This is a genomic window from Terrabacter sp. Soil810 (assembly GCF_001429645.1).
GTDB lineage: Bacteria > Actinomycetota > Actinomycetes > Actinomycetales > Dermatophilaceae > Terrabacter.
Map to the genome: position 1 here is coordinate 1,518,792 of NZ_LMSW01000011.1, position 23,931 is coordinate 1,542,722.

Sequence of the window (23,931 nt, forward strand, 5' to 3'; positions counted from 1 at the left end):
TGACCGGGCCGTGACGCCCACGGATACAGTGGCCTCGCGGCCCCTGCGGGCCCGTCTCAGCACGGCAACGTCGCCGCGGCCGAGTCAGCCCGGAAGGAAGTGCAGCACCATGAAGGTCGGCATCCCCCGCGAGGTCAAGAACCACGAGTACCGCGTGGCCATCACGCCCTCAGGCGTCCACGAGCTCACCGAGAACGGGCACGACGTGGTCGTGGAGAAGGACGCCGGGGTCGGTTCGCAGATCAGCGACGACGACTACGTCGCGGCCGGCGCGCGGATCCTCGACTCCGCCGACGACGTCTGGGGCGAGGCGGACATGGTGCTCAAGGTCAAGGAGCCGGTCGCCGAGGAGTACCACCGGATGCGCGAGGGCCTGACCCTCTTCACCTACCTGCACCTGGCAGCCGACAAGCCCCTCACCGAGGAGCTCGTCAAGCGCAAGGTGACCGGCATCGCCTACGAGACGGTGCAGCTGCCCTCCGGGGCCCTGCCGCTGCTCTACCCGATGTCCGAGGTGGCCGGCTGCCTGGCACCCCAGGTCGGCGCCCACGCGCTGATGCGCGCCCAGGGCGGACGCGGCGTGCTCATGGGCGGCGTCGGCGGCGTCGCCAACGCCAAGGTCGTCATCCTCGGTGCCGGGGTCTCGGGCCAGAACGCCGCCAACATCGCGCTCGGTATGGGCGCGGACGTCACGCTGCTCGACACCGACCTCGACAAGCTGCGGATGTCCTTCTGGCGCTACGAGAACCAGGTGCACGGCCTCGCCTCGAACCGGCTCACGGTCCAGCAGCAGGTGCAGGAGGCCGACATGGTCATCGGTGCCGTGCTCATTCCCGGTGCAGCCGCTCCCAAGCTCGTCTCCAACGAGCTCGTATCGCAGATGAAGCCCGGCTCCGTGCTCGTCGACATCGCGATCGACCAGGGCGGCTGCTTCGAGGACAGCCACGCCACGACGCACGCGGACCCGACGTACCGCGTGCACGAGTCGGTCTTCTACTGCGTGGCCAACATGCCGGGCGCGGTGCCCAACACCTCGACGTACGCGCTGACGAACTCGACCCTGCCGTATGCCGTGAAGCTCGCCAACCAGGGCTGGCGCGACGCCCTGCGCACCGACCACACGCTCGGCCTGGGGCTCAACACGCACGACGGGCACGTCACGTACGCCGGCGTCGCCGAGGCGCACGGCATGGCGTCGGTCGGTCTCGACGAGGCGCTGTCCTGACCGAGCAGGTCGTCACCGGGCCACCCGCGGCACGACTCTCGCGCCTCGAGCGCGACGTCCGCGGGTGGCTCGACCACGTCCGCGTCGAGAAGGGCGCGTCCGACAACACCCTCAAGTCCTACGCCCGCGACCTGCGTGCCTACACCGCGTTCCTCGCCGCGCGGGGGATCGAGGACGCCGGCCGGGTCTCCGAGCCGGATGTCAGCGACTTCCTCGCGTCCCTGCGCGAGCGCGGGCTCGCCGCCTCGTCCGCGGCGCGGACCCTCGTCGCGGTCCGGGGCTTCCACCGCTTCCTCGCGCTCGAGGGCGAGGTGGCCGGTGACCCGGCCGCCAACGTCGCCCCGCCCAAGCCCCCCGCACGCCTGCCCAAGGCGATCCCGATCGAGGCCGTGGAGCGGCTCCTCGCGGCGGCGTCGGTCGGCGACACGCCCGAGTCGCTGCGCGACCGAGCACTCCTCGAGGTCCTCTACGGCGTCGGCGCCCGCATCAGTGAGGCCGTCGACCTCGACGTCGACGACATCGAGACCGCGGCCCTCCCCGATCCCGCCGGCAGCACTCCGACGAGCGGGGGAGCGGCGTCCGTGCGACTGCGCGGAAAGGGCGGAAAGGAGCGCATCGTCCCCGTCGGCCGCTACGCGGTGGAGGCCGTGACGGCATACCTCGTCCGGGGCCGACCGGCGCTCGCCACGCACGGACACGGGGGTCCGGCGCTCTTCCTCAACCAGCGCGGGGCGCGGCTCTCACGCCAGTCTGCGTGGGCGATCATCCGGCGCGCCGCCGAGCGGGCCGACCTCACCGAGCACGTCTCGCCCCACACGCTGCGCCACTCCTTCGCCACCCACCTGCTCGACGGCGGGGCCGACGTGCGCGTCGTCCAGGAGCTGCTCGGGCACGCTTCCGTCACGACGACGCAGATCTACACGATGGTCTCGGTCCACCGACTCCGCGAGGTCTATGCGGGCGCCCACCCCCGTGCCCGCTGATAAGGTCACACGTGATCAGCGCGAGGCTGACCGCAGCATCCCAGGGCAAGGCCGAGCGGAGTGGAACACCCGGTGAACGAGGAGTCACACGACACCATGCAGTCCGTGCCGTCCGAGGACCTCGACCAGTCTCGACAGAGTGCGGTCACCGCCGCCCCCCGCGTCGCGCACCTGCCCGGCACCGAGTCCGCGGGCTCGGGCGCCATGGGCCCGACCGGCCGACCGCTTCCTGACTTCCCGGACCCCGCGCCGCTCTCGAGCCACGGGCCGGCTCGCATCATCGCCATGTGCAACCAGAAGGGCGGCGTCGGCAAGACGACGACGACGATCAACCTCGGCGCAGCGCTGGCCGAGCTCGGCCGCAAGGTCCTCGTCATCGACTTCGACCCGCAGGGCGCGCTGTCCGTCGGCCTCGGCGTCAACGCCCAGGAGCTCGACACGACGATCTACAACCTCCTCGTCGAGCGCGGCCACGAGATCCACGACGTCATCCAGCAGACGCGCACGCCCAACCTCGACCTCGTGCCCGCCAACATCGACCTGTCGGCGGCCGAGGTCCAGCTCGTCGGCGAGGTCGCCCGCGAGCAGATCCTGGCCCGCGTGCTGCGGCCCGTCGTCGACGAGTACGACCTCGTCCTCATCGACTGCCAGCCGTCGCTCGGCCTGCTCACCGTCAACGCGCTGACCGCCGCGCACGGCGTCATCATCCCGCTCGAGTGCGAGTTCTTCGCGATGCGTGGTGTCGCGCTGCTCATCGACACGATCGACAAGATCACCGACCGCCTCAACCCGCGCCTGCAGGTCGACGGCATCCTCGCCACGATGTACGACAGCCGCACCCTGCACAGCCGCGAGGTCGTGCGCTCGGTCGTCGACCACTTCGGCGAGCAGGTCTTCCACACGGTCATCAGCCGCACGGTCAAGTTCCCCGACGCGACCCTCGCCGCCGAGCCGATCACGTCCTACTCGTCCGAGCACTCCGGTGCCAACGCCTACCGCCAGCTCGCCCGCGAGCTCATCGCGCGCGGCGGCGCGGCCTGATCCGCAGTGATCTGATGACCGAGCAGGACACCGTCGACCGCACCGCGGTCGACACCGACGACGCAGGCGTGCCCGCGCAGGCCCCGGAGGCGGAGTCACCGGACGCGCTCACGCCCGCCGCGGTCGCCCCTGCGGCGCCCGGCGCGCCCGCGGAGGAGCTGACACCCGGCGGTGTCATCACGCGCCGCTCCGCCGCGCCCTTCGAGGTGCACCTCGACGTCTTCTCGGGGCCCTTCGACCTGCTGCTCGGCCTCATCAGCAAGCACAAGCTCGACATCACCGAGGTGGCCCTCGCCAAGGTCACCGACGAGTTCGTCGCCCACATCAAGACCGCGCAGGCGGCCGACAGCGACTGGGACCTCGGGCAGGCCTCCGAGTTCCTGCTCATCGCCGCCACCCTGCTCGACCTCAAGGCATCGCGCCTGCTCCCGCAGTCCGGCCCGCAGGACGACGAGGACCTCGCGCTCATCGAGGCGCGCGACCTGCTCTTCGCGCGACTGCTCCAGTACCGCGCCTACAAGGACATCGCCGCCACGTTCCGCGAGCGGATGGCGACGGCCGGGCGCATCACCCCACGTCAGGCGGGTCTCGAGCCGGAGTTCGCGAGCCTGCTGCCCGAGCTCGTCATCGCCATCACGCCCGAGCAGTTCGCGATGATCGCAGCGCGGACGATGACGCCGAAGATCGCGCCGACCGTCGGCCTCGAGCACCTGCACGCGCCCCAGGTCAGCGTCCGGGAGCAGGCCGCGATCATCGTGGACCGGCTGCGCCACCGCGGCCAGGTCTCGTTCCGGAGCCTCGTGGCCGACGCCGACAGCACGCTCGTCATCGTCGCGCGGTTCCTGGCCCTGCTCGAGCTGTTCAAGGAGGCGGCGATCGCCTTCGAGCAGGCCGAGGCCCTCGGCGAGCTCGACATCCGCTGGACGGGCACCGAAGCCGGCGACATCGCGATCGACGACGAGTTCGACGAGGACGACGAGACGGACGAGACGGACGAGTTCGACGAAGACGACGAGGCCGACGGCGAGCCCGCAGAGGGCACCGAGGAGACGGGTGGCGACGCCACCCCACGAACAGGAGCACACGATGAGTGACCAGTCGGCGCAGGGGCCCGACGCGACCACCGAGCCCGAGGGGCTCGTGGAGCGCGAGGGTGCCGACGAGCAGATCGCCTTCGACATCAACGACTTCCCGGGCGGTGCCCGCTCGGCCCTCGAGGCCGTGCTCATGGTCGTCGACGAGCCGGTCACCGAGGTGGCCCTCGCGTCGGCGCTCGAGCTGCCCGTCGACGACGTGCGCGGTCACCTGCACGCCCTCGAGGAGGAGTATGCCGCCGCGCAGCGCGGCTTCACCCTGCGCAGCGTCGCGGGTGGATGGCGCGTCTACAGCCGGTCCGACTTCGCGCCCGTGGTGGAGAAGTTCGTGCTCGACGGGCAGCAGGCCAAGCTGACCCAGGCCTCGCTCGAGACGCTCGCCGTCATCGCCTACCGCCAGCCGGTCTCCCGGGCGCGGGTCAGCGCCGTGCGCGGCGTCAACGTCGACGGCGTCGTGCGAACGCTGACGTCGCGCGGCCTCATCGAGGAGGTCGAGGACGTGGGCGAGAGCGGCGCCATGCTCTTCCGCACGACCCCCTACTTCCTCCAGCGGATGGGGTTGTCGTCCCTCGACGACCTCCCGGCGCTGGCGCCCTACCTACCGGACGCCGACGTCATCGACGAGCTCATCGAGGAAGGACACGCATGAGCGAGTACTCCAGGTCACCCCGCCAGCCGCGCAAGAAGGACTCCGGGCCCACCGGAGGCCCTGGCGGCGCACGCCGTGGCGGGCGACCCGTCGCAGGCGGCAAGAGCGGCGGAAGCAAGGGCGGAAGCGGCAAGGCGTCGGGTCCCCGCTTCGCGGGCTCGACCAAGGCCAGCCAGCCCACCAAGCTGCCCGAGCGCAAGGCCACGCCCGAGATCGACGTGCACGACCCCGACGGCGTGCGGCTGCAGAAGCTCATGGCCGCCGGCGGTGTCGGCTCGCGCCGCGTCTGCGAGAACCTCATCGAGCAGGGACGCGTCGAGGTCGACGGCCAGGTCGTCACCGAGCTCGGCGTGCGCATCAACCCGCGCAGCCAGGTCGTCCACGTCGACGGCGTGCGCGTCAACCTCGACGAGGACCGCGTCTACCTCGCCTTCAACAAGCCCAAGGGCGTCGTCACGACGATGCACGACGAGCTCGGTCGCATCTCGCTGGCCGACTACGTCGGCAACCGCGAGGAGCGGCTCTTCCACGTCGGTCGTCTCGACGCCGACACCGAGGGCCTGCTCCTGCTCACGAACGACGGCGACCTCGCCCACCGGCTGCAGCACCCGGCATACGGCGTGCTCAAGACCTATGTCGCGACGATCCGTGGACCGGTGCAGCGTGACGTCGGCAAGCGCCTGCGCGAGGGTGTCGAGCTCGAGGACGGACCCGTGAGCGTCGACTCGTTCAGGATCGTCGACCACCAGCCGGGCAAGGCCATGGTCGAGGTGGTGCTGCACGAGGGCCGGAAGCACGTCGTGCGCCGCATGCTCGAGGCCGTGGGGCACCCGGTCCTCGAGCTCGTCCGCACGGAGGTCGGTCCGATCCGTCTCGCCGACCTCAAGTCCGGGCGCACCCGCCGTCTCAACAAGGCCGAGATCGGGGCGCTCTACAAGGCCGCCGGTCTGTGATCCGGACGTCCGGGCCGTGGGACGACCCGCTCGCTACGCTGACGGGGTGAGCACGCACGTCCGCATCGTCGGGGCAGGGCTGATCGGAACAAGCCTGGGGATCGCCTTGTCCAACAGCGGATTTCGCGTGTCGCTCGAGGACCCGTCCCCGACGGCCGTCCGACTCGCACGCGACCTGCGTGCAGGTGAGATGGCCGAGGACGTGTCGGACCCGCCGGACGTCGTCGTCGTCGCGGCGCCCCCCGACGTGGCGGCTCGGGTCGTCGTCGACGCGCTGGGCCGGTGGCCTGACGCCGTCGTCACCGACGTCGCCTCCGTCAAGGAATCGCTGCTCCGTGTCGTGCTCGACTCGGGGGCCGACGCGAGCCGCTACGTCGGGTCGCACCCGATGGCCGGCCGTGAGCGCTCCGGTGCCGCCGCCGCCCGCGCTGACCTCTTCGACGGTCGGGCGTGGGTCGTCGTGCCCCACGAGGCCTCGACCGACGCCGCGGTGCGTCGCGTGCGTGAGCTCGCCCTCGCCGTGGGTTCCGCCGTACGGGTCATGCCGGCCCACGAGCACGACGAGGCGGTGGCGGCCGTGTCGCACGTGCCCCAGCTGGCCGCGAGCATCGTCGCGGCGTGCCTGCGCGAGCTGCCCGAGTCCGCCGTCGGACTCGCCGGCCAGGGTCTGCGCGACGTGACGCGCATCGCCGCGAGCGACCCCCGCCTCTGGACACAGATCCTCGCCGGCAACGCCCCCGCCGTGCGCCATGTCCTGCGCCACGTCCGTGACCAGGTCGACGACGTGGTCGCCGCCCTCGACGCCCTCGTCGACGCCGACGGCGCCGGGGCCCTCGGCACGCTGAGCCACGTCCTCGAGGCCGGCAACCTCGGGCACGCACGCATCCCCGGCAAGCACGGCGCCGCCCCAGCGGCCTACGAGGTCGTCTCCGTCGTGGTCCCCGACGAGCCCGGGTCGCTCGCGCGGCTGCTCACCGACGTCGGTGACGCGGGCATCAACCTCGAGGACCTCCACCTCGAGCACGGGCTCGGCCAGGCCGTCGGCGTCGCGGAGATCTCGGTGGTGCCCGCCTCCGTCGAGCCGTTGCGCACCGCGCTCGCCCGCCTCGGCTGGCGCGTCCACGACTGACGGTCCCGGCCCCCGGGCGGGTCCGGAGGCGGTCCGGTCGAGGCACTATCGTCGTCCGCATGCCGCAGACCCCCGAGGACCACCTGTCCGGTTTCGTCGTCGCCGTGGACGGGCCCTCCGGGTCCGGCAAGTCCAGTGTCAGCAAGCAGGTCGCGCGGTCCCTCGGCTACGGCTACCTCGACACCGGCGCGATGTACCGCGCGCTCACCTGGTGGTGCCTGCACGAAGGCGTCGACCTCACCGACGCCGAGGCCATCACCGCTGCGGCACAGCGCTTTCCGCTGCACATCGGGACCGATCCCGATGCGCCCACGGTCGAGGTCGACGGCACCGACGTCGCCGCGGCGATCCGCGAGACCGGCATCTCGACCAACGTCTCCGCCGTCGCCACCGTCATCCCCGTGCGCGAGATCCTCCGGGTCCTGCAGCGCCGTCTCATCTCGGAGGCGGCCGGTTCCACGGGCGGCGTCGTCGCCGAAGGGCGAGACATCACCACCGTCGTCGCGCCCGACGCGCCCGTGCGCATCCTGTTGACCGCATCCGAGGAGGCGCGGCTCGCGCGGCGCTCCACCGAGCTGCACGGAGCCGCCGACGCGGACGCCGTGGCCGCCACCCGCTCGCAGATCGTCGACCGCGACAAGGCCGACTCCGCGGTGTCGGAGTTCACCGTGGCCGCCGACGGCGTCACGACGATCGACACGTCGCACCTCGACTTCGAGGGCTCGGTCGAGGCGGTGCTCCAGGTGGTCGAGGCGGCCCGGGCATGAGCCAGGCGGTCGCTCCCCACCCGAACCGGGCCCGGATCGGCCGCCCGATCGGCAAGGCCATCTTCAGCACGCTCTACCGCGGCACCGCCCTGCACCCCGAGCGCGTCCCGCCCACCGGGCCGGTGATCCTCGTGGCCAACCACGCGGCCTTCCTCGACGGGCCCCTCGTCTTCGGCCTGGCGCCGCGACCCGTGAGCTTCCTCGTCAAGCAGGAGGCCTTCTCGGGCTTCTGGGGCTGGACGATCCGCAACGTCGGCCAGATCCCCATCGACCGGTCCGTCGGCGACCGCGCCGCCCTCGCCTCGGCCAGCGCGGTCCTCGAGTGCGGGGGAGCGGTCGGGATCTTCCCCGAGGGCAACCGGGGCGACGGGGAGGTCCAGCAGGTCAACCACGGAGCCGCCTGGATCGCGCTGCGCACCGATGCCCAGATCGTGCCGGTCGCCGTCAGCGGCACCCGCGTACTCGGTGCCACCAAGGACGACTGGCCGGCCTTCCGCTCGCGCCTGCTCGTCGACTTCGGTGACCCGTTCCGGCTCGCTGTCGACCCCGCTGTGCCGGGCCGCGACCGCCTCCGACTGGCCAGCGACCGGCTGCGCGACGCCCTCGCGTCACATGTAGGCCGCTCGCGGGTGGAGAATGGTCCCTCAACAGACGTTCACTGATTCGAGGACACCGTGACTGACGAGACCGCCCGCCCCACCGACGAGGGCGCTCCGATCTCGACCGCCGACCCCGCCGTCGACGACGCTGCCGTGGAACGCGCGCTGCGCGCCGGGCTCGACGACTTCGAGCTCAGCCCCGAGGACCAGGCGCTGCTGGATGCCCAGGGGCCGCTCTCCGACGACGGTGCGGCCCAGGGCCCGCTCCCCGTCGTGGCCGTGATCGGCCGACCCAACGTCGGCAAGTCGAGCCTCGTCAACCGCATCCTGCGACGCCGGGAGGCCGTCGTCGAGGACGTGCCCGGCGTGACCCGCGACCGCGTCTCCTACGAGGCCGAGTGGGGTGGACGTCGCTTCACCATCGTCGACACCGGCGGCTGGGAGGCCGACGCCACGGGGATCCACCTCCGCGTCGCCGAGCAGGCCGAGATCGCGATCGACCTCGCCGACGTCGTCATGTTCGTGGTGGATGCCACGGTCGGCGCCACCGACGACGACGAGGCGGTCGTCAAGCTGCTCCGCCGCTCGGGCAAGCCCGTCGTGCTCGTCGCCAACAAGGTCGACGACCAGCGTGGCGAGGCCGACGCCGCGATGCTGTGGAGCCTCGGGCTCGGGCAGCCGTTCCCCGTCTCGGCCGTGCACGGCCGCGGAAGCGGCGACGCGCTCGACGCCGTGCTCGAGGTGCTGCCCGACGTGTCGGCGCACGGCGCGTACGCTCAGGGCGGCCCCCGCCGGGTCGCCCTCGTCGGCCGACCCAACGTCGGCAAGTCCAGCCTGCTCAACCGTCTGGCGGGCTCGGAGCGCGTCGTCGTCGACAACGTCGCCGGCACCACCCGCGACCCCGTGGACGAGCTGATCGAGCTCGGCGGCAAGACGTGGCGCTTCGTCGACACGGCCGGCATCCGCCGCCGCGTGCACCAGAGCCGCGGCGCGGACTTCTACGCGTCGCTGCGCACCCAGACCGCCCTGGAGAAGGCCGAGGTGGCCGTGGTGCTCATCGACGCCGAGGAGCCGATCGCCGAGCAGGACATCCGGGTCGTGCAGCAGGTCATCGACTCTGGCCGTGCCCTCGTCATCGCCTACAACAAGTGGGACAACCTCGACGAGGAGCGCCGCTACTACCTCGAGCGCGAGATCGAGAAGGAGCTGGTCCAGGTGCCGTGGGCCCCCCGGGCCAACATCTCGGCGCGCACGGGCCGCCACATGGACCGCCTCGTGCCCGCCATCGAGACCGCGCTCGAGTCGTGGGACACCCGCGTCCCGACCGGGCGGCTCAACGCCTTCCTCGGCGAGATCGTGGCATCCCACCCGCACCCGCTGCGTGGTGGCAAGCAGCCCCGCATCCTCTTCGCGACCCAGGCCTCGACCCGTCCGCCGCGTTTCGTGATCTTCGCGTCGGGCTTCATCGAGGCCGGCTACCGCCGCTTCATCGAGCGCCGACTGCGCGAGCAGTTCGGCTTCGAGGGCACGCCGATCGAGGTCTCGGTGCGCGTCCGCGAGAAGCGCCGCCGCTGACCGGAACGGGCACGGGGCCGCCCACGGGGGCCGATTGGGACCAGCGGCATCGGGTGCGCTAATGTTCCTTTCGCCCCGAGGGGCATTCGGGCTGTGGCGCAGCTTGGTAGCGCACTTGACTGGGGGTCAAGGGGTCGCAGGTTCAAATCCTGTCAGCCCGACCGATATAGCTGCACGTCAGAGGCTGCTTCCGGAAATCCGGGAGCAGCCTTCTGACGTTCAGTCAGCCATTCAGTCAGCCATTGATCAGCCGTTGACCCTCGCGGGCACAGAATCGAGCGGCGTTCCCGAGCCCTCGGAGCGAGACTCGACGTCGAGCCCCAACCGACGCGACAGTGCCTCGACAGCGTCACGCGTCGCGTCCTCAGCGACGTGGCCGTAGAGATCGACTGTCGTTGTGATCGACTCATGACCTGCTGTGCGGGACACGACAGACAAAGGCACACCGGCGACAGCCATGGCGGTCAACGCTGTGTGACGCAGCGTGTGCAGCGACCCGTCGACCCCGGCTCGCTTGACGACCGTGTCGAACCAGCGTGAGACGTTACGCGGGTCGAGCGGCGTGCCCGCCTCGGTCGTGAAGACGTGAGAGCTGCCGATCCAGGACACGCCCGCTGCGAGACGATCCGCCGCCTGCTGTGCACGCTGGCGACGAATCGCTGATGCGACAGCACCTGACAGCGGGATCGTGCGCCAGCCGTTGCCTGTCTTTGGCGGCTGGATCGTCAGACCTACGTCAGTGCGCACGAGAGTGCCGCGCACGCGCAGCTCGCCGCGTTCAAGATCGATGTTCGACCAGGGGACTGCTGCATGGATAGCTGACACCTGATCTGTGGCGCTGAAGGGCGTCGCTGGAAGGATGTGCACCGTGCCCAAGCCCTACCCCAAAGAGTTCCGTGACGACGTCGTGAACGTCGCCCGAGGCCGCGAGCCGGGCCAGTCGCTCAAGCAGATCGCCGCGGACTTCGGCATCGCTGAGTCATGCCTGCGCAACTGGCTGCGGGATGCCGACGTCGAGGACGGCGTCAAACCCGGCAGCACGGCGGCTGAGAATGCCGAGCTGTGTGAAGCCAGGAAACGCATCCGTCTGCTCGAGCAGGAGAACGAGGTCCTGCGCCGAGCAGCGGCCTACTTGTCTCAGGCGAACCTGCCGGGAAAATGATGTACCCGCTCGTCCGCGAGCTGGCCGCCGACGGGATCCCCGTCACGGTGACGTGCCGGGTCCTGAAGATCGCTCGCCAGCCGTACTACCGCTGGCTCACCGCGCCGGTCACGGCGGCCGAGCTGGCCGAGGCCCACCTGGCCAACGCGCTGTTCGACGCGCACCGGGACGACCCCGAGTTCGGCTACCGATACCTCGCTGACGAGGCCCGCGACGCCGGCCACCAGGCCTGCGACCGGACCATGTGGCGGGTCTGCTCTGCCAACGGCTGGTGGAGCGCGTTCGGCAAGAAGCGCGGGAACAACGGCAAGAAGCCCGGGCCGCCGGTGCACGACGACCTCGTCAAACGCGACTTCAGCGCTGAGCGGCCGAACCGGTTGTGGCTCTCCGACATCACCGAGCACTGGACCGGCGAAGGCAAGCTCTACCTGTGCGCGATCAAGGACGTCTACTCCAACCGGATCGTGGGGTACTCGATCAGCGACCGGATGAAGTCGCGGCTGGCCGTCGACGCCCTCGCCAGCGCGGTCGCCCGACGGGGTCAGGTCGCCGGCTGCATCCTGCACACCGACCGCGGATCACAGTTCAGGTCAAGGAAGTTCGTCCGTGCCCTGCACCGGCACGACATAGTCGGCTCGATGGGCAAGGTCGGCGCAGCCGGGGACAACGCCGCCATGGAGAGCTTCTTCGCGCTGCTGCAGAAGAACGTGCTCGACCGGCGTCAGTGGGCCACCCGACAGGAGCTGCGGATCGCGATCGTCACCTGGATCGAGCGGACCTACCACCGCCGACGTCGTCAGAACGCCTTGGGCCGATTGACCCCTATCGAGTTCCAGACCATCATGACCACACCTGCCACTCAGGCAGCCTGACCCGACCTGTCACCGGTTCGTGCAGCAGTCCCGAACGGCGACGCTGACGCGCTCGGCGACGCGGCCCGTGAGGTGGCGATCTCTCGTGCGGCTGCGCAGTTCCTGGGCGCGTTCCGCATGTCGGCTGTGACGTCGTATGGCGGGTTCGGCTCGCAGGGTCGTCGCGATGAGTCGGTGCAGGCTCGACCGATCTCTGAGATCGACTGGGCTGCGATCTGTCGTGCCTGCTGGCTCGCGTCGCGTGACGACGACGAGCAGCCGGCTGTGGTCGTCGAGATCGCTCGCTCGTGGGCGACGCAGAGCGACGAGCTGCGACAGCTTGCTCGATCGCTGCTGCCGTCATGACGACGCCGAGCAACACGCCGCTTGGTGGCGGCTCTACGCAGAACATGCGCGCGGGCGTAACCCGCTCGGGCCGGGTGAGCCGCCTGTCGATCGGTTTGCGTACGCTCGCCGCGTCCTGGAGCGACGCAGCGGCACCGTTCTCGTGCAGGCCTTGGACGCCACTCGCGTTCGCGTCACAGAGCGCGGTGGCGCGCTCCTCCGTCGAGGCTGACACGCATGCGCACCGTGACCGGGTTGTGCGTCCCCTACGACGAGGAAGCGTTGATCGGCATGGCCGACGGCACGTCGTACATCGAGGTCATGCGACGCGGCGTGTTCGCTCGCTCGATCGCTGACGGTGCTCGCGTTCCGCTCATGAGTTGGCACGACGGCACCCAGTTCCCGCTCGGTGTCTCAGCGCGTTTCGACGACACCTCCGACGGTCTCGTCGGCGAGTTCCGTCTGACCGAGGGCTCGCATCACGCGAGATCGGCGTGGGCGCACATCGTCGACGGCAGTCTCGGTGGTCTGTCTGTCGGGTCTCGTCCGCGAGACACGATCTGGAAGCTCGACGAGCAGGGACGCCCGACGAGAGCTGAACGGATCGACGCGCAGCTGTTCGAGGTCAGCGTCTGCACGGTGCCCGCATACGAGCGCGCCCGCATCACTGAGCATGTCGACACTGGCGACAGCACGCCGAACCTCGATGCAGCGCTGCTGTGGCTCGCCTCGATCAAGACGCCGCGACCCGCGTACGCGTAGCGACACGAGGACGTCGCTCACACGCCCGGCTCGCGGCAAGGTCGGACGTTGCGCGCGACAGCCCGTCCGCCACGTTCAGCGAGTGGTGACGCTCGGCGCGACCGTCGGCACAAGGATCTCCGCCCCGGTGTGCGGTGCAAGTTGACCTGGGGCGCCGACGTACGCGTACACCCGGCCGGGTGATGGCCGCAGCACTTGGGTACGGGCGAAATCCCGGACCGTGGCGGCGTCTGGCCCTCGGACGTACATCGCGAGGTCCTCATTCTCGAGGAACGGGCCCTGTACGGTCACTCCCGCGGCCGCGCCCCTTGCCGTGGCGCGCTCGAGGGTTTGGGGCAGCGCCCGCCACCAAGCGACCACCGAGTCCTCCGTCCCGGAGGAATCGAGGACGAGCCGGACCTCGACGTGGCCGGGAGGTACGGGCAGCCGCGGGTAGCGGGGTGCTTCCGACAAGCCCTCGGTTGTGATGGTCCACGTGTCCGATCTGCAGGCGCCCGTGCGGCGCGCCACCACCGTGCCCTGCAGGTCGCGAGCCACCAGTCGGTCCTGCTCGCACGCACCTTTGCCGGCCGCCGGCCAGATCCCCGAGTTGCCCCACACGAGCCTGCTCGACCGCCACCCCGGAGAACTCACGACGTCGGCCTGCTCGATGAGCAGCGGGCGACCGCTCTTGTTGGCGACGTTCAGAAACGGATACGGCTCCTGCATCGCGAAGGAGAGCAGGACCAGCATCGCGAGGTAACCGGCGACTCCCACTCCGATCACGATGAGGCCACCTCGCAGCACTTGATCCACGGCGTTCTGACTCCGTCCCATCGGATCCCCCTGTCCCTGTCCCTGTCGGTCAAGATAGGAGTGCCAGCCGATCAAGTGTGCAGACCAAGGCAGTACCGTGCGGCAATCGTGACCTAGCAGCCAATGGCCGCACGCCAACGTGAGGTCCTGCCACGCGGGGACCAAGGAGCGCTCAACCGAACGTCCGCTATTCGGCATGAGCGCGCATCGCATCATGCGTCGGCTCTGCGCCGCTGTGGCTCGACAGCGTCAAGACGAACCGACCCGCGTACGTCGCGTAGGCGCTCAGCGCGGTCTGCTTCAAAAAGCTCGTGCCACCGCGCGCCTTGAAAACCCGTCGTCGCGCTCCCGCGTCCCACAACACTCAGAGCCGCCACGGCCGCCTCTGACGGCGCCATACGGCAGCCAAAACGACGTCTCTGGCTGTCAGCGAGTCTGCCTGAAGACGTTATAGGGGCAGCACTCAGCGGTAGCGCTTGTCATGGGCGGCGATGTCGTAGTCGCGACGTTGAGTGTCGTTGTCGGAGCCCCCGCTGCCGCTCTTGCGCGTCGTCTGTCCAAGCCCACCGCGTCGCGTAACGCTGGACTCACGTATATGCGACACCTTCGCTGGGCGCGGGACCGCGGCCTTGGCCTTCGCCTTCATCTTCGGGAACTTCGTCTTGATCTTCGCCGGGTTCGCGGAGGTGACCCGCTGCTCGTTCGCGTACCGCTTCGTCGCCGCCTGACGAGAGACACCCAGACCCACAGCTATCTGCGTCCAGGTCCGACCGTTCGCGCGGGCCGCGTGAACAGCTTCACGCAGTCGCGACTGGACAGCGTGCAGCTCGTCCGCGGCGTCGGCGACCGCGCGCAAGTCCGCCGGGTCGTCGACCACCGCCGTGTCCGGGTCAAGCGCGTCAACCCACGCCTCGAACTCGTCGTGTTCTCGTTGTTCTCTGCTGTCGCTCATGGGTGCGTCACCGCCTTCGCTGTGGGTGGGAGAGGAACTTGTCTCGTGCTGGCATCGCGTGAAAGACGACCATCTGGCGCGACCGCCAGCCCCGCACGCCCAGTTCGAGCAGCGCGCCGGTAGTGCTGGGACCGATCACGAGATCGCCTCCCGAGTCATTGGGGAACGCCTTCAGCGGGTGTCGCAGCGCGTGTGTGATGTCGTCGTCAGAGACGCCGTGCTTGCGCGCGCTGTCTCTGATCTCAACGTCCACAGCGCAACTTTAGTTGCGCTTGCCTGTCAGTGTACGGCGACATGCCGTGCGACCGCGAGAGGGTCAGCACGAAGCGGAGGCAGGTGGGAGCGTGCGGCTGCTTGTCACAGCTCTCGCCCGGCGAGGCAAACGGTCAGCCATTCAGTCAGCCATTGGTCAGCAGTTCCACTGTTTCGCGACGTTCCGAGGCACTGCGCGCCGTTGCACGTTTCCGTACGTCAGACGCTGTTTACGTGGTCCTGGCGTCTCGTGGCGTTACCTGTTGGGAATGACTGGGGGTCAACGGGTCGCAGGTTCAAATCCTGTCAGCCCGACCGATCGACGAAGGGCCGCACTCTCCACCGAGAGTGCGGCCCTTCGTCGTCGGTGCGGGTGCCCGTGCGAGGAGCCGAGGGCACCCGGCTCCGAGTGGCCCGAATCCGATTGTGGTGCAAGGTGTCCCGGCTACCACTGCAAGGACTGCCTGCGGGCGGCAGCCGGACCCTCGGGGGCGGCTCGGCCACCTGCGCGGTCAGCCACCCCTCCGCAGGCACGCGCAGCATCACCGCGGTCTATGACGGGTCGCCCGACCACCTCACCTCCACCTCGGCGGCCGTCAGCCAGGTCGTGGGGGCGGCCGCCACGAGGGCGGGCCTGACGACCTCGGCGACGACGGTCCGGACGGGCCAGGGTGTCACCTACACCGCCACGGTGGCCGCCGCCGCGCCCGGCGGGGGAGTGCCGACCGGCACTGTCACGTTCAGGGACGGCACGACGGTGATCGGCTGCTCGGCGGGCTCCCAGACCCTGAACGCCTCGGGGATCGCCACCTGCACGACGACCTTCCCGACTCCCGGCTCACGATCGGTCACGGCGCCGTATAACGGCACCGCCAGCCACACGGCGTCGACGTCCACGACGGTGACCCAGGGCGTCGTCAACGCACAGGCAGTCGGCCTCGTCTTCTCTGGGGCCACACTCAACGGCACCTCGGTCACGCCCAGCTGCAGGGGCGCCGTCGGGTCGTCGTACGGCTGCACCGTCTCGGGCGGCGGCAACAACGCCGTCGTGGTGGCGAACGTCGGGTTCGGCAACAGTGCGGGCGGGGCGGTGTCCTACAGCGGCGCGACGGAGACGCTCTCCTGGTCCGCCACCGGCAAGAACACGGGGAGCGGGACCGTCACCGTGGCCCCGAACGCCACCGCCTCGACCGGCACCGTCTCGGCGACGAAGAACGGCGTGAACGCGGCGGCCGTCACGGTGAGGTTCACCGAGTCCGGTGGCGCGACGTGGACGGCCGTCCTGACCGTCTCCTGACCGTCCTCGGGGCCGGCCACAGTCCCGGTGGACGGGGCGTCAGACGCGGCTGCTCAGCGTGCGGGCGCGGGCGCGGACGGCCTTGAGGCCCTTGCGCGTGCGTCGCCGCGCACCGGCGTAGATCTCCCGGCTGCGTGAGGGCCTGCTGTCCGGGTCGACCGTCAGGGTCCAGTAGTCCGTGGACTTCTTGACCGAGGCCGCGGTCGGCTTGCGGTAGGGCGGGTCCAGGGTGAGGTGAGGACGCTCCCAGGCCACGTTGCGCTTGACGACCTTGGCCGGCGCGCCCGCACCGACGACGTTGTTGGGCAGCGAGCGCGTCACGACCGAGCGCATACCGACGACGGTGCCGTCGCCGATGGTCACACCCCCGAGCACGCAGGCACCGAGGCCTAGCCACACGTGGTTGCCGATGACGATCGACCGGGCCGCGTTGACCCTCTTGCCCGTGCGGACGTCGAAGATCGGGTGGCCGTCGTCGGCGCGGATCTGGATGTCGGAGGCGATCATCACGTCGTCGCCGATGGTGATCGACGTGCCCTCCGCGGTCGACATGGCCACGGTGGTCGTCGACGACACGTTCTTGCCGATGCGCACCTGGCAGCCGTCACCGACGCGGATCGCCGCTCGCAGCCCAGGCACGCCTCGGCTGCTGCCGATCTCCACGAGGCCGTCGTCGCAGTCGAAGTCGACGAAGAGCTGGGCGATGTTCTGCTGGGTCGCCACGCGCAGGACGTTGTTGCGCCCGCGGAACTTGATGCGGATGTTCTTGTCGACGGTGCCGCCGAACTCGATGCGGTTTCCCCGGTCGTCGTCGTACGCCTCGAGGGTCGTCACATGGTTCATGGCGGCGAGCCTAGTGGTTCCTGAGAACTGGTTGAAAGCCTCACGAGTCCCAGCCGACGTGACCTGCGGTGATGTCGTGACCGGGTGCGGATGTCCGCCACCTCGGCTCAGGAGGCGGACATCCGCGCCCTGGCCTCGGCCCGTGTGGACGGCTCGGGAGGGCCGCTCGCGGCCCGGACCAGGTCGGCCGCGGTCGGGCCCTGCTGCTCCGCGTCGACGCGACCTGCGGGGCGCCCCCTGCCACCGGGCGAGCCGGCCCCGCGGTCGTTCGGCGCCGGGGTCGCCGGGATCCTCGCGGCTCCGACGGTGAGGGCCGCGATGGCCGTCGTCACGGGCACCGCGAGCACCAGACCGATGGCGCTGGCGAGCGTGCGCACGATCTCCTCGGACAGTGACTCCGTCTGGAGCATCTCCAGCACCGGTCGTTCGTAGAGGAAGAGGAGCAGCAGCACGGGGAGCGCAGCACCCGCATACGCGAAGACGATCGTGTAGATCGTCGAGGCGATGTGGTCGCGCCCGATGCGCATGCCGGACTGGAAGAGCTCGCGACGCCCCATCGAGGGAGCGGCGGCGCGCAGCTCCCACACGGCCGACGACTGCGTGATCGTCACGTCGTTGAGCACGCCGAGACCGGCCACGATGATCGCGCAGGTGAGCAGCTCGCGCGGGTTCATCGTCGTGACGAACGACGCCAGCGTGGCGCCCTCGTCGTTGGCGACGCCGCTGAGGCGTGCCAGGTCGACGGCGAGCAGGCCGAGACCGGCCGTGATCGCGACGCCGAAGAGCGTGCCGGCGAGGGCCGTGCTGGTGCGCACCGACAGTCCGTGGGCGAGGTAGAGGACGACGAACATGATGGCGGAGGACCCGATGAGGGCGACGAGCAGGCCCGACTGTCCCTCGAGCAGCGCCGGCAGCATGAACTTCACGACGACGAGGCCGCCGAAGACGAGTCCGACGAGAGCGAGGATCCCGCGCCACCGCGCGACGACGGCCACGACGACGAGGAAGAGCGCGAGCATCAGCGACAACGGCGCCCCGCGCTGCACCTGCAGGAAGGAGTACGTCTCGGGCTGGGAGTCCTGGGGCGGGGTCCGGAGCAGCATGACGGTGTCGCCCTCGCGCAGTCCTGACGTGGAGACCGCGGGCGGCACCGAGACCGAGACGATCGGACGCACGTCACCCGAGGTGGCGGTGGGCTGCTCGAGCTGGACCGTGATGGCGCCGCACGTCGCGTCCGCGTCGACGACGTCGCCACCCTGGCCGTCCGCCGGCTTGGCACCGGTGCCGGCATCGGGGCCCTCGCAGACCGGGAGGACCGCCTGGACCTCCGCCACGGGAAACGTCACTCCGGGCGCCGCGAAGTCGGACGTGCCCACCCGCGCCGGCGTCTGCGCGTCGGTGGGCCAGTAGCGCACGAGACCGAACACGGTGGCCGCCGCGGCGAGCACGAGCAGCAGGGTGAGCCCGACCCGGGCCAGGGTGCTGACGGCGACGGTGCCGGACGCACCGGGCGCGTCGTGGGCATGGCTGTGCGAGTGTCCGCCGGGCATGGTGCAGAGTGTGCCAGAGCAGGTCCGGGCCGTAGGGCCTGCGGTCCCCGCCTTCGGGGCCGGCCGTCACGCCGGCCCGCCCGTCGCCGAGGGTGGTCGTGTCCGGATCGATGCCGGGGACGGATCTCGGCTGCTCCGGGTGCCCGTTAGGCTTGCCGCCGTGGAGGTCGAGAGAGCGGGGGAGCGCGAGCACGTCGTGACGGAGCGCCTGCTGACGATCCCCAACGTCCTGTCGGTGCTGCGCCTGCTCGGCGTGCCCGTCTTCCTCTGGGCCATCGTCTCGGAGCGCGACGGGCTGGCCTTCCTGCTCCTGCTGTTCTCCGGGGTCACCGACTACCTCGACGGCAAGATCGCCCGGCGGTTCAACATGGAGAGCCGCCTGGGTCAGTTCCTCGACCCCATCGCCGACCGGCTCTACATCCTCACGACCCTCGTCGGGCTCATGTGGCGCGACATCATCCCGGTCTGGCTCGTCGCCGTGCTCCTCGCACGCGAGGTCGTCATGGCACTGATGCTGCTCTACCTGCGCACCAAGGGGCAGGTGGGCCTGCCGGTGCACTTCGTCGGCAAGGCCGCGACGTTCAACCTCCTCTACGCCTTCCCGCTCCTGCTGCTCGCGCAGCGCGACGACTGGCTCGGCGACCTCGCCCGCCCCATCGGCTGGGGCTTCGCGTGGTGGGGCGTCGTCCTCTACTGGCTCGCCGCCGTGCTGTATGCCGTCCACGCCCGTCTCGTGCTGGCGCAGCGTCCCCGGGTGGTGACCCCGTGAGCACCGAGCGCCGACCCGACGAGTCGATGACCCTGCTCACCACGATGATGGAGCGGCCGCTCGATGCCGGCTACCAGGAGGCGGCCGACCGGCGGATCGCTGCCGGACTCCCCGGCGCCACGTCCACGCGCACGGTCCTCGTCGTCGTGCTGGCGATCCTCACCGGGTTCCTCTTCGCGGTGGCGGCGCAGTCGCTGCGACCCAAGCCCACGGCGGCCGCCGCCGTGAAGAAGGAGCTCGTCACCCGCATCGAGGCCCTCCAGAAGCACGGCACCGACCAGGAGGCCAAGGTGGCCGCGCTCGGCAAGCAGGTGCGCGACTACGAGGCCCTGGCGCTGCAGCAGTCGGGTGGCACCGACCTCACGAGCACCATCAAGGACCTCGAGGTCCAGGCCGGCGCCGTGCCCCTCACCGGCCCGGGACTGACGCTGACGCTCGACGACGCCGCCTCGACCGACACCGGCGCCGACGCGGGCAGCCGGCCCAGCAGCGGTTTCCAGGAGGGGCGGGTCACCTCCGGCGACCTCCAGATCATCGTCAACGGTCTCTGGGGCGCCGGGGCCGAGGCCATCTCGATCAACGGCCACCGGCTCAGCTCGACCGCTGCCATCCGGTTCGCGGGGCAGGCGATCATCGTCGACTTCCGCCCCCTGTCACGGCCCTACGTCATCACGGCGCTCGGCGACACCCAGGGCATGCAGCAGCTCTTCGATCCGTCGTTCGCCGGGCTCTACCTCTCGCAGCTGACCGACGAGTACAAGATCCGCTCGATCCTGGCCGGGAGTGACTCGCTCACGGTGCCGGGGGACTCGGCCGCACGGCTGGAGGTCGCGGAACCCGTCGGTCCGCCCGTAGGCTCGACCGGGCCGGGCGCGACGCTCCAACAGGGCACGAGCGCCCCGAAGCGGAGCTCTGGTGCCGCGCCGACCGGCACGAGCACGTCGACCACGCGCTCGCCCTCGGACACCCCGAGTGGCGCCGCCGACTCCGGCACCGGAAGCCCGGCGTCACCGACCAGTGAGGAGAACCCTTCGTGATCCCAGTTCTCGGCCTCGTGGCCGGACTCGCGGTGGGGCTCTTCCTCGATCCATCCGTGCCGGTGTGGCTCCAGCCGTACCTGCCGATCGCGGTCATCGCGGCCCTCGACGCCGTCTTCGGTGCCCTCCGCGCGATCCTCGACGGCATCTTCAACGACAAGGTCTTCGTCGTCTCGTTCCTGTCCAACGTCGTCGTGGCCGCCTTCATCGTCTTCCTCGGCGACCAGCTCGGTGTCGGTTCGCAGCTATCCACGGGTGTGGTCGTCGTCCTCGGCGTGCGGATCTTCTCCAACGTCGCCTCGATCCGCCGGCACCTGTTCAAGGCTTGAGCATGGGCAAGCGCAAGAAGGGTCGCCCCGCACCCACTCCCGCCCACGGCCAGGAGCCGGTCGTCCAGCCGGTCGTCGACGCCACGGACGAGTCGCCGGCCGACGCGGCTCCCGACACGGCGCCGGAGAGCACGCCCGCCGCCTCGGTCGAGCCGACGGTCGAGCCGACGGTCGAGCCGACGGTCGAGCCGACGGTCGAGCCGACGGCGGAGCCGACCCCGGCGCCCGAGCCCACCCCAGAGCCCACCCCAGAGCCTGCCGCCGGGCAGGCGGAGGTGGCTCCTGCGTCGTCGCTCGCGGCCGCTGCTGACGACGACCCGGCCGAGAGCGCCGGACCCGCAGCTCCCGAGACGGGGACGAGCCGGGTGCCGGTCGAGGGCCGCGCGGCCTGGACGCGCCTGGTCAGGATGAGCCGTCCCCGCGCCACGCGGGCCAACGTCCTCGGGGCCTTGCTCGCCGTGCTCCTGGGCGCCGGCATCGCCGCCCAGGTGCAGCTGACCAACCAGCGTGGCCTCGACGAGCTGAGCCAGACCGACCTCGTCCGCGTGCTCGACGACATCTCGCTGCGCTCGTCCCGCCTCGACCAGCAGGTCCGTGAGCTCGAGGCCACCCGCGACCGCCTCAAGAACGGCACCGGCACGGCAGCCGAGGCCCTCGAGCAGGCGCAGAAGCGCGTCGACACCCTCGGCATCCTGGCCGGGACCCTCGCAGCCAAGGGGCCGGGCATCACCTTGCGGATCAGCGACCCGACCAACGCCGTCACCGGACCGATCGTCCTCGACATCATCCAGGAGCTGCGCGACGCCGGGGCCGAGTCCATCGACGTGGGCGGCGTCCGGGTCGTGGCCTCGTCGTTCGTGGGTGACCGCGACGGAGAGATCCTCGTCGACGGCGTGCAGGTGCCGCGTCCCCTCGTGATCAAGGTGATCGGTGACTCGAAGACGCTGTCGTCGGCCATGACGATCCCCGGTGGGATCGTCGAGTCGGTGCGGCAGAAGGGGGCCGAGGCCACCGTCACGGAGTCGAGCCTCGTCGAGATCACCTCGATGCACCGGCCCACCGAGATGACCCACGCGAAGCCCGTCGAATGACCTCACGAGGGTGCCGGAGCAGCGGCGCACCGACCCGGAACAGCACTGCGTGCCGCCCACTCCCTGCGCACGTCGCGCGGGCATGGCATCCTCTCAGGTGCCACCGCATCGCCGGCGACACCAGCGCCCAGCAGCACGCGCATCCACCACGGCCCCGATCGGGGCCGACCACAGACGAAGGAGCGACATGAGCGACCTGGACTACCCCTCCGACCTGCGCTACACCAGCGACCACGAGTGGGTTCGTGTCGGCGACGACGGAGTGGTTCGCATCGGCATCACGTCCTTCGCCCAGGACGCGCTGGGCGACGTCGTCTACGTGTCCCTGCCCGCCGTCGGCGACACGGTCACGCCCGGTGACTCGTGCGGAGAGGTCGAGTCGACGAAGTCGGTGAGCGATGTGTACGCGCCCCTCGAGGGTGAGGTCACGGCGACCAACGCCGCCCTCGACGCCTCGCCCGAGCTGATCAACTCCGACCCCTACGGGGAGGGCTGGATGTTCGAGCTGCGCCCGGCCGACGCCTCCGCCGTCGAGGGCCTGATGGACGCGTCGACCTACACCGCCTCGCTGACCTGACCCCGACGGGTCCCCGTTCCGCCACGATGCCGGGCAGGCTCCGACCTGCCCGGGTCAACTAGAGTGGATGGACCCGAATCCGCCCGCACCACAGAGGAGGACCGCATGTCGAGCGACCTGCCCGACCCCGACGACATGAACGTCGAACCCCGCACCATGCGGTTCCAAGGCGTGCCGTCGCTGGACAGCGACCACGTCGACACCGTCGACGGGCGGGGCCTCACGGCCGAGGACCAGGCGACCATCGAGGCCCTGCGGCCCGGGACCGCCCTGCTCGTCGTGCTCCGCGGCCCCAACACGGGGGCCCGCTTCCTGCTGGACGACCAGGAGGTGGCCGCTGGTCGCCACCCCGACTCGGACATCTTCCTCGACGACGTCACCGTCTCGCGCAAGCACGCGGCCTTCGTCGCGCAGGGTGGCGGCTACGTCGTGCGCGATGCCGGTTCACTCAACGGCACCTACGTCAACCGGGAGCGGATCGACGAGGCCCCACTGCACCAGGGCGACGAGGTCCAGATCGGCAAGTTCCGCCTCGTCTACTACTCGTCCGGAGCACCCCAGCCCGCACCGGCATGACCGCAGGCACGGTGGCGGGCGACGCGGGAGAGGCTGCCCCTCGGCGCCTGACGATCGGCAAGGTCCTCGCAGCGCTCTCCGACGACTTTCCCGATGTCACCGCGTCGAAGATCCGCTTCCTCGAGGCCGAGGGACTGGTGCTTCCGCACCGCACACCGTCGGGCTACCGCACGTACACCGAGGACGACGTCCGCCGTCTGCGCTACGTGCTGTCGGCGCAACGGGACCGCTACTGGCCGCTCAAGGTCATCCGGGACGCCCTCGACGCCCTCGACCGCGGTCTGTCCGACCCGGGCGAGGAGTCGGGAGGCCGGCCCCGGCCGCCAGCACCGTCGGCGGACCCCGAGGTCCCGGGCCCGCAGGACCTCGCGGCACGCAGCGACGTCTCGCTCACCGGGCCGGAGCTGCGGGAGGCCACGGGGATCGACCGCGACACCATGATCGCGCTCGAGACGTACGGCCTGCTCCAGCCCGACGAGAAGGGCCACTTCGGCCACGACGCGCTGGCGATCGCGGCGGCCGCCCGGACCCTCGCCGGCCACGGGCTCGAGGCACGCCATCTCCGGCCCTTCCGCACCGCCGCCGACCGTGAGATCGGCCTCGTCGACCAGGTCCTGGCGACCCGTCGGGGGAGTGGCACGCGCGAGGAGCGGACGGCCGAGATCGCCTCTGCCTGCATCGCGCTGCACGTCGCGCTGGTCCGCTCGGGCCTGGCCCGCTGAGCCCGT

The 23,931-nt window shown here is 70.7% G+C and carries 26 protein-coding genes and 1 tRNA gene; 21 read left to right on the forward strand and 6 right to left on the reverse strand.

All coding sequences use genetic code 11. From position 1 onward, the window contains the following. Positions 1-109: 109 nt before the first annotated feature. From ald to ASG96_RS12960, 11 genes are all read left to right on the forward strand, one after another. Positions 110-1,225, forward strand: a complete 1,116-nt coding sequence (gene ald / locus ASG96_RS12910) for an alanine dehydrogenase (RefSeq protein ID WP_057588155.1) — start codon at positions 110-112, stop codon at positions 1,223-1,225. Then, complete coding sequence (gene xerD, locus ASG96_RS12915) at positions 1,222-2,208, forward strand: site-specific tyrosine recombinase XerD (RefSeq protein WP_057588432.1); 987 nt, start codon at positions 1,222-1,224, stop codon at positions 2,206-2,208. Before ald ends, xerD begins: the two co-directional genes overlap by 4 nt. A gap of 96 nt (positions 2,209-2,304) precedes the next feature. After that, the gene (locus ASG96_RS12920; RefSeq protein WP_082588734.1) at positions 2,305-3,249 is read left to right on the forward strand and encodes an AAA family ATPase; all 945 of its coding nucleotides are present in this window, start codon (positions 2,305-2,307) and stop codon (positions 3,247-3,249) included. 14 nt (positions 3,250-3,263) lie between these two features. Continuing rightward, positions 3,264-4,343 (forward strand): ScpA family protein, encoded by a 1,080-nt coding sequence (locus ASG96_RS12925; protein ID WP_082588686.1) that lies wholly within the window; start codon positions 3,264-3,266, stop codon positions 4,341-4,343. Next, complete coding sequence (scpB, locus tag ASG96_RS12930) at positions 4,336-4,992, forward strand: SMC-Scp complex subunit ScpB (RefSeq protein WP_057588156.1); 657 nt, start codon at positions 4,336-4,338, stop codon at positions 4,990-4,992. The genes ASG96_RS12925 and scpB overlap by 8 nt, the downstream gene beginning before the upstream one ends. Next, positions 4,989-5,945, forward strand: a complete 957-nt coding sequence (locus ASG96_RS12935) for a pseudouridine synthase (RefSeq protein ID WP_056756683.1) — start codon at positions 4,989-4,991, stop codon at positions 5,943-5,945. The genes scpB and ASG96_RS12935 overlap by 4 nt, the downstream gene beginning before the upstream one ends. A gap of 46 nt (positions 5,946-5,991) precedes the next feature. After that, complete coding sequence (locus ASG96_RS12940; protein WP_056756686.1) at positions 5,992-7,074, forward strand: prephenate dehydrogenase; 1,083 nt, start codon at positions 5,992-5,994, stop codon at positions 7,072-7,074. Between the two features lie 59 nt (positions 7,075-7,133). Continuing rightward, the gene (gene cmk / locus ASG96_RS12945) at positions 7,134-7,841 is read left to right on the forward strand and encodes a (d)CMP kinase (protein WP_056756689.1); all 708 of its coding nucleotides are present in this window, start codon (positions 7,134-7,136) and stop codon (positions 7,839-7,841) included. Beyond that, positions 7,838-8,503, forward strand: a complete 666-nt coding sequence (locus tag ASG96_RS12950) for a 1-acyl-sn-glycerol-3-phosphate acyltransferase (RefSeq protein ID WP_056756692.1) — start codon at positions 7,838-7,840, stop codon at positions 8,501-8,503. Before cmk ends, ASG96_RS12950 begins: the two co-directional genes overlap by 4 nt. A 12-nt stretch (positions 8,504-8,515) precedes the next feature. Continuing rightward, entirely contained in the window at positions 8,516-10,015 is a 1,500-nt protein-coding gene (gene der, locus ASG96_RS12955) for a ribosome biogenesis GTPase Der (RefSeq protein WP_056756694.1), read from the forward strand. A gap of 87 nt (positions 10,016-10,102) precedes the next feature. Beyond that, a tRNA-Pro gene (locus tag ASG96_RS12960) sits at positions 10,103-10,176 on the forward strand. A gap of 85 nt (positions 10,177-10,261) precedes the next feature. Here the strand turns inward: ASG96_RS12960 and ASG96_RS22690 are convergent. Continuing rightward, a complete protein-coding gene (locus tag ASG96_RS22690; protein WP_235509170.1) occupies positions 10,262-10,882 on the reverse strand; it encodes a site-specific integrase in 621 nt (206 codons plus the stop codon). 1 nt (position 10,883) lies between these two features. Between ASG96_RS22690 and ASG96_RS12975 the strand changes: the two genes are divergently transcribed. Together ASG96_RS12975 and ASG96_RS12985 are read left to right on the forward strand one after the other, a co-directional pair. Further along, positions 10,884-12,049 (forward strand): IS3 family transposase gene (locus ASG96_RS12975; RefSeq protein WP_157610826.1). Its coding sequence is split into 2 segments (ribosomal slippage): positions 10,884-11,168 and positions 11,171-12,049, totalling 1,164 coding nucleotides; the frame shifts between segments, so codons are not numbered across the junction. A gap of 561 nt (positions 12,050-12,610) precedes the next feature. Beyond that, on the forward strand, positions 12,611-13,135 hold the full coding sequence (locus ASG96_RS12985) for an HK97 family phage prohead protease (protein ID WP_057588161.1): 525 nt from the start codon (positions 12,611-12,613) through the stop codon (positions 13,133-13,135). Positions 13,136-13,210: 75 nt separating this feature from the next. Here ASG96_RS12985 and ASG96_RS12990 read toward each other — a convergent pair whose 3' ends face one another. From ASG96_RS12990 to ASG96_RS23265, 3 genes are all read right to left on the reverse strand, one after another. Then, positions 13,211-13,930 carry a hypothetical protein gene (locus ASG96_RS12990; protein ID WP_157610828.1) on the reverse strand — a complete coding sequence of 240 codons (720 nt, stop codon included), beginning with the start codon at positions 13,928-13,930 and terminating at the stop codon, positions 13,211-13,213. A gap of 463 nt (positions 13,931-14,393) precedes the next feature. Further along, complete coding sequence (locus ASG96_RS23820; RefSeq protein WP_200962682.1) at positions 14,394-14,882, reverse strand: hypothetical protein; 489 nt, start codon at positions 14,880-14,882, stop codon at positions 14,394-14,396. Positions 14,883-14,889: 7 nt separating this feature from the next. After that, positions 14,890-15,135, reverse strand: coding sequence for a hypothetical protein (locus ASG96_RS23265; RefSeq protein WP_057588163.1), 246 nt, complete (start codon positions 15,133-15,135; stop codon positions 14,890-14,892). 435 nt (positions 15,136-15,570) lie between these two features. On the opposite strand from ASG96_RS23265, the gene ASG96_RS23620 reads away from it, so the two are divergent. Then, the gene (locus ASG96_RS23620) at positions 15,571-16,431 is read left to right on the forward strand and encodes an Ig-like domain-containing protein (protein ID WP_162262040.1); all 861 of its coding nucleotides are present in this window, start codon (positions 15,571-15,573) and stop codon (positions 16,429-16,431) included. Between the two features lie 39 nt (positions 16,432-16,470). Here ASG96_RS23620 and ASG96_RS13015 read toward each other — a convergent pair whose 3' ends face one another. Both ASG96_RS13015 and ASG96_RS13020 read right to left on the reverse strand, forming a co-directional pair. Further along, entirely contained in the window at positions 16,471-17,274 is an 804-nt protein-coding gene (locus tag ASG96_RS13015) for an acyltransferase (RefSeq protein WP_304437879.1), read from the reverse strand. A gap of 107 nt (positions 17,275-17,381) precedes the next feature. Beyond that, the gene (locus tag ASG96_RS13020; protein WP_082588688.1) at positions 17,382-18,824 is read right to left on the reverse strand and encodes a YibE/F family protein; all 1,443 of its coding nucleotides are present in this window, start codon (positions 18,822-18,824) and stop codon (positions 17,382-17,384) included. Positions 18,825-18,984: 160 nt separating this feature from the next. Between ASG96_RS13020 and ASG96_RS13025 the strand changes: the two genes are divergently transcribed. From ASG96_RS13025 to ASG96_RS13055, 7 genes are all read left to right on the forward strand, one after another. After that, entirely contained in the window at positions 18,985-19,593 is a 609-nt protein-coding gene (locus tag ASG96_RS13025) for a CDP-alcohol phosphatidyltransferase family protein (protein ID WP_056756700.1), read from the forward strand. Beyond that, complete coding sequence (locus ASG96_RS13030) at positions 19,590-20,630, forward strand: DUF881 domain-containing protein (protein WP_057588165.1); 1,041 nt, start codon at positions 19,590-19,592, stop codon at positions 20,628-20,630. Before ASG96_RS13025 ends, ASG96_RS13030 begins: the two co-directional genes overlap by 4 nt. After that, entirely contained in the window at positions 20,627-20,959 is a 333-nt protein-coding gene (locus tag ASG96_RS13035) for a small basic family protein (RefSeq protein ID WP_056756704.1), read from the forward strand. The genes ASG96_RS13030 and ASG96_RS13035 overlap by 4 nt, the downstream gene beginning before the upstream one ends. A 2-nt stretch (positions 20,960-20,961) precedes the next feature. Continuing rightward, positions 20,962-22,050 (forward strand): DUF881 domain-containing protein, encoded by a 1,089-nt coding sequence (locus ASG96_RS13040; RefSeq protein ID WP_057588166.1) that lies wholly within the window; start codon positions 20,962-20,964, stop codon positions 22,048-22,050. Positions 22,051-22,237: 187 nt separating this feature from the next. After that, complete coding sequence (gcvH, locus tag ASG96_RS13045; RefSeq protein ID WP_056756710.1) at positions 22,238-22,627, forward strand: glycine cleavage system protein GcvH; 390 nt, start codon at positions 22,238-22,240, stop codon at positions 22,625-22,627. Positions 22,628-22,732: 105 nt separating this feature from the next. After that, on the forward strand, positions 22,733-23,203 hold the full coding sequence (locus tag ASG96_RS13050; RefSeq protein WP_056756712.1) for an FHA domain-containing protein: 471 nt from the start codon (positions 22,733-22,735) through the stop codon (positions 23,201-23,203). After that, complete coding sequence (locus ASG96_RS13055; RefSeq protein WP_056756716.1) at positions 23,200-23,925, forward strand: MerR family transcriptional regulator; 726 nt, start codon at positions 23,200-23,202, stop codon at positions 23,923-23,925. Before ASG96_RS13050 ends, ASG96_RS13055 begins: the two co-directional genes overlap by 4 nt. The last annotated feature ends 6 nt before the right edge of the window (positions 23,926-23,931 follow it).

What these genes read in the sequence shown, in the direction of transcription:
- ASG96_RS13040 (WP_057588166.1), top strand. Translation starts at nt 20,962, where the DNA reads ATGGGCAAGCGCAAGAAGGGTCGCCCCGCACCCACTCCCGCCCACGGC.
- ASG96_RS12920 (WP_082588734.1), top strand. Translation starts at nt 2,305, where the DNA reads ATGCAGTCCGTGCCGTCCGAGGACCTCGACCAGTCTCGACAGAGTGCG.
- ASG96_RS23820 (WP_200962682.1), bottom strand. Translation starts at nt 14,882, where the DNA reads ATGAGCGACAGCAGAGAACAACGAGAACACGACGAGTTCGAGGCGTGG.
- ASG96_RS13055 (WP_056756716.1), top strand. Translation starts at nt 23,200, where the DNA reads ATGACCGCAGGCACGGTGGCGGGCGACGCGGGAGAGGCTGCCCCTCGG.
- cmk (WP_056756689.1), top strand. Translation starts at nt 7,134, where the DNA reads ATGCCGCAGACCCCCGAGGACCACCTGTCCGGTTTCGTCGTCGCCGTG.
- ald (WP_057588155.1), top strand. Translation starts at nt 110, where the DNA reads ATGAAGGTCGGCATCCCCCGCGAGGTCAAGAACCACGAGTACCGCGTG.
- ASG96_RS13050 (WP_056756712.1), top strand. Translation starts at nt 22,733, where the DNA reads ATGTCGAGCGACCTGCCCGACCCCGACGACATGAACGTCGAACCCCGC.
- ASG96_RS13020 (WP_082588688.1), bottom strand. Translation starts at nt 18,824, where the DNA reads ATGCCCGGCGGACACTCGCACAGCCATGCCCACGACGCGCCCGGTGCG.
- ASG96_RS12935 (WP_056756683.1), top strand. Translation starts at nt 4,989, where the DNA reads ATGAGCGAGTACTCCAGGTCACCCCGCCAGCCGCGCAAGAAGGACTCC.
- gcvH (WP_056756710.1), top strand. Translation starts at nt 22,238, where the DNA reads ATGAGCGACCTGGACTACCCCTCCGACCTGCGCTACACCAGCGACCAC.
- ASG96_RS12985 (WP_057588161.1), top strand. Translation starts at nt 12,611, where the DNA reads ATGCGCACCGTGACCGGGTTGTGCGTCCCCTACGACGAGGAAGCGTTG.
- scpB (WP_057588156.1), top strand. Translation starts at nt 4,336, where the DNA reads ATGAGTGACCAGTCGGCGCAGGGGCCCGACGCGACCACCGAGCCCGAG.
- ASG96_RS12950 (WP_056756692.1), top strand. Translation starts at nt 7,838, where the DNA reads ATGAGCCAGGCGGTCGCTCCCCACCCGAACCGGGCCCGGATCGGCCGC.
- ASG96_RS12925 (WP_082588686.1), top strand. Translation starts at nt 3,264, where the DNA reads ATGACCGAGCAGGACACCGTCGACCGCACCGCGGTCGACACCGACGAC.
- ASG96_RS13015 (WP_304437879.1), bottom strand. Translation starts at nt 17,274, where the DNA reads ATGAACCATGTGACGACCCTCGAGGCGTACGACGACGACCGGGGAAAC.